Source organism: Blautia sp. MSK.20.85 (assembly GCF_013317245.1).
In the GTDB taxonomy this organism is placed as follows: Bacteria; Bacillota; Clostridia; order Lachnospirales; family Lachnospiraceae; genus Blautia_A.
On record NZ_JAAIUN010000023.1, the window covers coordinates 50,029 to 56,460 of the forward strand.

At 44.0% G+C, this 6,432-nt stretch carries 3 protein-coding genes and 1 tRNA gene; 3 read left to right on the plus strand and 1 reads right to left on the minus strand.

The annotated features are described in order from the left end of the window. Positions 1–2: 2 nt before the first annotated feature. The 3 genes from G5B12_RS12330 (at position 3) to G5B12_RS12340 (ending at position 2,056) form a co-directional block, all read left to right on the plus strand. Complete coding sequence (locus G5B12_RS12330) at positions 3–1,226, plus strand: LL-diaminopimelate aminotransferase (protein ID WP_174088419.1); 1,224 nt, start codon at positions 3–5, stop codon at positions 1,224–1,226. A 211-nt stretch (positions 1,227–1,437) separates the two neighbouring features. After that, entirely contained in the window at positions 1,438–1,764 is a 327-nt protein-coding gene (locus G5B12_RS12335) for a cupin domain-containing protein (protein WP_021977941.1), read from the plus strand. Between the two features lie 207 nt (positions 1,765–1,971). Then, a tRNA-Leu gene (locus G5B12_RS12340) sits at positions 1,972–2,056 on the plus strand. Between the two features lie 137 nt (positions 2,057–2,193). Here G5B12_RS12340 and G5B12_RS12345 read toward each other — a convergent pair. Then, positions 2,194–6,162 carry a fibronectin type III domain-containing protein gene (locus tag G5B12_RS12345; RefSeq protein ID WP_174088420.1) on the minus strand — a complete coding sequence of 1,323 codons (3,969 nt, stop codon included), beginning with the start codon at positions 6,160–6,162 and terminating at the stop codon, positions 2,194–2,196. Positions 6,163–6,432: the final 270 nt, after the last annotated feature.

Genomic DNA, 6,432 nt, shown 5'->3' on the forward strand with positions numbered 1-6,432 from the left:
TTATGGTTACAGTAAATAAGAATTATTTAAAACTTCCGGGAAGCTATCTGTTTTCCAATATCGCGAAGAAGGTAAAAGCATACAAGGAGGCCAATCCGGAATCCAAAGATTCCGTGATCAGCCTTGGAATCGGCGATGTGACACAGCCGCTTGCACCGGCGATCATCGATGCCCTTCATAAATCTGTAGATGAGATGGCTCATGCGGAGACTTTCCATGGATATGCACCGGATCTTGGATATGAGTTCTTAAGAAGTGCCATTGCAAAAAATGATTATCAGTCCAGAGGATGCGACATCAGCGCAGATGAGATTTTTGTTTCCGACGGAGCTAAGAGTGATTCCGGAAACATCCAGGAGATATTCGGACTGGATAACAAGGTTGCAGTTTGTGACCCGGTTTATCCTGTATACGTAGATACCAACGTTATGGCCGGACGTACAGGTCTTTATAACAAAGAGCGTGAGAACTTTGACGGTGTGATCTACATGCCATGTAAAGAGGATAACGGTTTCCTTCCGGAGATCCCGGCAGATGAAGTACCGGATCTTATTTATCTCTGCTTCCCGAACAACCCGACCGGTGGTGCCATCACAAAGGCTGCTCTTCAGGAGTGGGTTGATTACGCAAACAAAAACGGCTGCGTGATCATCTATGACGCAGCATATGAGGCATATATTTCCGAGGAAGATGTTCCGCACAGCATTTATGAGTGTGAGGGTGCGAGAACCTGTGCTATCGAGCTTCGAAGCTTTTCCAAGAATGCAGGTTTCACAGGCGTTCGTCTTGGTTTTACTGTAGTTCCGAAGGAACTGGTACGTGACGGCGTAGAGATTCACAGCCTCTGGGCAAGACGTCACGGAACCAAGTTCAATGGTGCTCCGTATATCGTGCAGAGAGCAGGCGAGGCTGTTTACTCTCCGGAGGGAAAAGCACAGCTGAAAGAACAGATCGCTTACTACATGCGTAATGCAAAGACAATCCTCGACGGACTTTCCGCAGCAGGATTTTCCGTATCCGGTGGAAAAAATGCGCCATACATCTGGCTGAAAACACCAGATCAGATGACTTCCTGGGAGTTCTTCGACTATCTCCTTGAGAAAGCACACATCGTAGGAACACCAGGTTCAGGCTTTGGTGCACATGGTGAGGGATACTTCCGTCTGACTGCATTCGGAAGCTATGAGAATACACTGGAAGCAATTGAGAGAATTAAAAATCTGTAATACAGGTGTAAATTGCGAGGCAGGTCTTTGTAAAAGGTCTGCTTCGTTTTCGTTTATAAGAATTTTTTTGAGCAAATTCAGGAAATTGGCAATGAGGATTGCGAAAATTTATCATATCGTTTATAATTGTACAGGAAGTGAAACGCAGAACACAAAGAGGCTGTGTTTATGAAATTCACAAATTTACGCAATCACGAAAGGGGATTTTATCATGGGTATCAGAAGAGTAGAAAATATGTGCGGCGGTAAAGGCCATGTGATCATCAAAGACATTCTTGAGGGAGACGAGCTGAAAGGAAAATGCGGACTTTACGCACAGGTTACTATCGAGAAGGGATGTTCCCTTGGATACCATGAGCATCATGGAGAGACAGAAACCTACTATATCTTAAGCGGTGAAGGCGAGTATGATGATAACGGTGTGAAACGTCCGGTAAAGGCCGGTGATATCACCATTACACCAGACGGAAAAGGTCATGGCCTTGCAAATACAGGAGAGACAGATCTTGTATTTATGGCACTGATCATTTTTGACTGATCATAAAACAAAAACAGAATAACAGGACAGAAAGGGCCGTACTGCATGATTATGCGGATGGCTCTTTTTGAATGAAAAGTTTAAATTGTATAAATAAAAAATATTTTTTGATTTTTTTAGAAAAAAGTGTTGACATAGGAAGGATGCTTTGCTATACTATCACTTGTCGCGAGGGAGAAGATAAAGAATTCCACAGAAATGCGATATGCGGAAGTGTCGGAACTGGCAGACGAGCAAGACTAAGGATCTTGTGAGCATTGCGCTCGTGTGGGTTCAAGTCCCATCTTCCGCATTTTTTATTTTGTGAGGACTGTGAGAGATCATGGTTCTTTTTTTGTAAATAAAAGCAAGTGTAAAAAAGCTGAATCACAAAACCGGAAGATAAAGGAACCGGTTTGTGATTCAGCTTTTTTTGTTAATGGATATTGTTTATTTTACTTTGACAGAAGAAGTTTTGCTCCAGGTGGAGTAGTAATTCTTTTTGCTGACCGTTTTGTATGTGCGGATACGGATGTAGTATTTTTTGCCACCGGACAATTTCTTCAGCACGGTAGATTTGGAACTGCTTTTGGCGGTAATTGTTTTGGCGCTTTTGAAGCTGCTTGAAGTGCTGTACTGAATCTGATAAGCGGTAACAGATTTTACCGGTTTCCAGGATATATTTGCCTGGCCTTTTGCAGTGGACTTCAGAGAAACACTGCTGACAGTCAGTGGACGTACTGTGATCAGGATCTTTGCAGATGCAGCTTTATAATTTACGCCCTGTGCAGCCTGAATGGTAACAGTGGCCTGTCCGGGGCTTACCGGAATGATACTGGTACCGGAAATTTTTACGATCTTGCTGTTGGAAGACTTGCAGGTGATCTTCCCGTCCGTCTTCTTGCTCTTGATGACCGCGGTTTTGCTGCTGCTCTGAGTCAGGGTAAGTGCTGTGGCTTTTGCTGTGAGTACGGCTTTTGCGCGGGCAATCTGGAAACTGGCAGTTTTTGTTCCTGTGTAACTGCCTTTTCCAGTGATCACGACGGAAGCAGTACCGGCATTTATGTTATTACGGTAGGAAACTGTGTAATCTGTGCCGGGAACCAGTTCTTTTCCGGAAGAAGTTACTGTGATCTTCGGCTTTTTTTCTGTACCGCTGTAGGTAAAGGATGAACTGGAAAGCTGAATCTCACATTTACTGAGATTTCTGGCAGTGATCTGGAAAGATTTTGTTACAGTACCGGAATAATTACCTTTTCCTGTGATGGTGACGGAAGCAGTACCGATGTTGGTGTTGTTATCATAAGAAACGGTGTAGTCAGTTCCTTTTTTTAACTGCTTTTTATTGACAGTTACTGTGACGTCCGGTTTCTTTTCGGTTCCATCGTAAGTAAATGAGGAAGCGGAAAGAGCAAGTTCGGCTTTCTCCAGGCTGGCGGCACTGATAGTGAAATTTTTCGTAACAGAACCGGAATAGTTACCTTTTCCTGTGACGGTAACCGTGGCAGAACCTGCGTTGGTATTGTTTACGAAGGAAACCGTATAATCGCTGTTGGCAGTCAGCTGTCTGTTTCCGGTTTTTACAGTAACGGATGGCTTTTTCTCAGTGCCGTCATAGGTGAAGGAATCGGCAGAAAGATCTACGCTGGATCTGCTCAGGTCAGCAGGCTGGATCTGGAAAGCTTTTTCAACAGAACCGGAGAATCTACCTTTTCCTGTGATGGTAACTGTAGCGGAACCTGCGTTGGTGTTGGCATGATAATACAAGGTGTAATCCTGCCCCTGTGTTAAAGTATTGCCGTTACATGTTACAGTGACGGCCGGTTTTTTCTCAGTGCCGTCAAAAACCAGCGATTCATTGGAAACGGTAATATCGCAGTTGCTGATCCGGCCATAGGTGATAGAAAAGGATGTTGTAAAATATCCGTAATAATTTCCGATGCCGCTGATACCGGCACGTGCATTTCCCAGAGTTGTATTATTTTGATATTCTACAGTGAAATCCCTGCCTTCAACCAAATCAACACCATTTTTAGAGATGGTTACTTTCGGTTCCTGAGGCTTACCGTCGTAGATACAGGAAGAAGGAGTAAGGGTACAGGTGGTGCCGTTTGAGTAGATAGGGGCTTTGTCAATGGTGTATTCCTTTGTTACACTGCCGGCGTATTTTCCGATTCCTGTGAAGGTCATGGTAAAAGTACCGGCGTTAACAGTATCTCCGCTGGTTGTAATGGTATAGTCAACGTCTTTTTGGAGAGTAAGGCCGGAACGGTATATGGTTATAGTCGGTGTTTTGTCTGTTCCGTTATAAGATCCGATATAGCCGCGGGAAATGGTGAATACATCCTCGCTTAACAGGTCTACATATAATTCAGAGGTAAATACAGCATCCGGATTATATTTGGACTGAACGGTAAGTGTGATCTTGCCTGACTTTTTGGGGGTGAGGACTGCAGTTTGATTGGAAGTCTGGTTTACAGAAATAACACTTTCATCTGAGCTGGAAATAATGCAGTCATACAGAAAGTCAGAATCACTGCCGAAATCATTAGGAAACCAGCTGGAAGCGGTGATCCTATAACTAAGTTCCTTAGTCAGAAATTCGCTCTTTTTCATAGCGGAGAAACTGGAATTGGAAGGAGCAATGCTTGCAGTGACCTGTGAGGGAACAACAGCTTTGGAAGAAGTACCGCAGACACGGCAGGTCTTGTCAACCTGATAGTTCTCAATGGTTGTGCCGTAAACATATTTATGTCCGTTTTCCACTCGCGTTGCATGGTTGGAAGAGAGATCCGACAGATTGATCTCATAAAAAGTATTATGGCTGTCTTTCCATGCGTACCAGATCAGTTTTCCGTTTATAACAGAAGGTGCACAGTCGGAAAGATTTCCGGCCATTTTGTATGTAGAGCCAGCCTGCTGGCCGGTTCCGTCAATGGCAGTATAATAAACATAACCCTGACTGGACCAGAGAAGCACGAAGCTGTTGCTGCCGGTTTTTACAAGATGCGGTGTAGCGGCGCTGTCAGAAGTGCCTGCATAGTCGGAAAAATACCGCACAACAGGTGTTCCTCCGGATTTTGAAACAGAGGAGACAAATACATTTCTGGAATGATTGTCAGCATCATAATTGCCTGCGACCAGATAGGAACTGTCGGAATATTCAAAACCGCCAAGGGATGCGCCGGTATAGTTGTTGCCGGATGATCCGGGGAAAGTCATAAGGTCAAATTCCTTGCAGGCATAGGAACTGGAACTCCAGGAATATTGCGGGACAAAAGATCCGCTGCTGATATCCGTGGGATACTGAAGAACCGTAATAGCACGGGGATAAGCATCACCGTGATCACAGCCCAGAAGAGTTCCGTTATCGATCTGGATGAACTGGTTAAAGGAATGGCTGACATATCCGAACTCAGAATTCTGGATTCCTGTAAGCTGATCCACAACAGACATGGTGGAGGTATCTACAGAAAAAGTTACGTTAGCCTGATGCCCTCCGTACATTTCATGGCAAGTGCGGATAAAAAGATAATTTCCGTAAGAAGCCATACGTGCGGAACCTGCGTCAAAGGGATAGGTGGTATTTGCACCGAAAAGGCTGCAGGAACCTTGGGATTTCCAGTCTTTGGAGTATTTGCTCACCCGGTAAACTTCTTTCGTATTATCTTTTTCGGTGTTGTTTGCGCCGGTAAGGATATAATAGTTGTCGTTGGTTTCGTAGAAAGCGCCGAATACAGGCAGTGGAAGATCGAGAGTCATCGTTTTCTTAAAGTTGTATCCGGAATCATAGTATTCAATCAGAAGCTTACCGTCAAGGGCACCACTTTGAACCCGCATGAGAGATCCGTCTGGGCTTGTTGTAAGATAGGATTCGACAGGAGAAGACCAGACACTGTAGTTCTGGTTTTCAAGGTTGCTTCCTTTATAAATGGTGCAGGTTGTATTTAATGAGTTCGATACCGGAATATCTGCTTCGATGACGGAACTGCTTTTTGCCATCTGGGCTTCTACGGAACCGTCCAGAATACCGGCTTGTACCCCACCTTCTTCTCCGGATGAAAAATCGTCTGTTCCATCGGAATCGGAAAAAGTCTCTTCTTCATTTCCGGCATTAAATTCCTCTTCCAAAGAAGAAGCATCGGAAGCGTCTGATGTGCTGCCGCTATTAGAATCTTTCGGTGATTGCAAAAGATCCTCAGAGGATTCCTCCTGTGTATCGATGCCGGTGGAATCGGCAGGATCAGAGTTTTCTTCGGAAGAGAGATCTTCGGAGATCTCAGAAGAAGGTTCTGCTTCCACGTTGTCATCCGCAGAAAAAGCGTCTGAATAAAAATCAGCTGCATTTACCGGAGCAGAAGTGCCCAGTATACATGCAGAAAGAAAAATGGATAGTAGTTGTGCTTTTTTGTTTTTCATAGGTACCTCCTTTTTATATGGTTTTACATATAAACCTGGCAATATTTTACTACAAAAAAAGAAAAAATGGTCAATTATTGTTGAAAAAAGAAGAAAAAGAGACAGAATCATAAGTTGAGAAAAAAATAAAAAAAAGTGTTGACATATAGGAACCACTTTGTTATACTATCACTTGTCGCGAGGGAGAAAATAAAAAATCCCAAGGAAATGCGGTCATGCGGAAGTGTCGGAACTGGCAGACGAGCAAGACTAAGGATCTTGTGAGCATTG

What these genes read in the sequence shown, in the direction of transcription:
- G5B12_RS12345 (WP_174088420.1), bottom strand. Translation starts at nt 6,162, where the DNA reads ATGAAAAACAAAAAAGCACAACTACTATCCATTTTTCTTTCTGCATGT.
- G5B12_RS12330 (WP_174088419.1), top strand. Translation starts at nt 3, where the DNA reads ATGGTTACAGTAAATAAGAATTATTTAAAACTTCCGGGAAGCTATCTG.
- G5B12_RS12335 (WP_021977941.1), top strand. Translation starts at nt 1,438, where the DNA reads ATGGGTATCAGAAGAGTAGAAAATATGTGCGGCGGTAAAGGCCATGTG.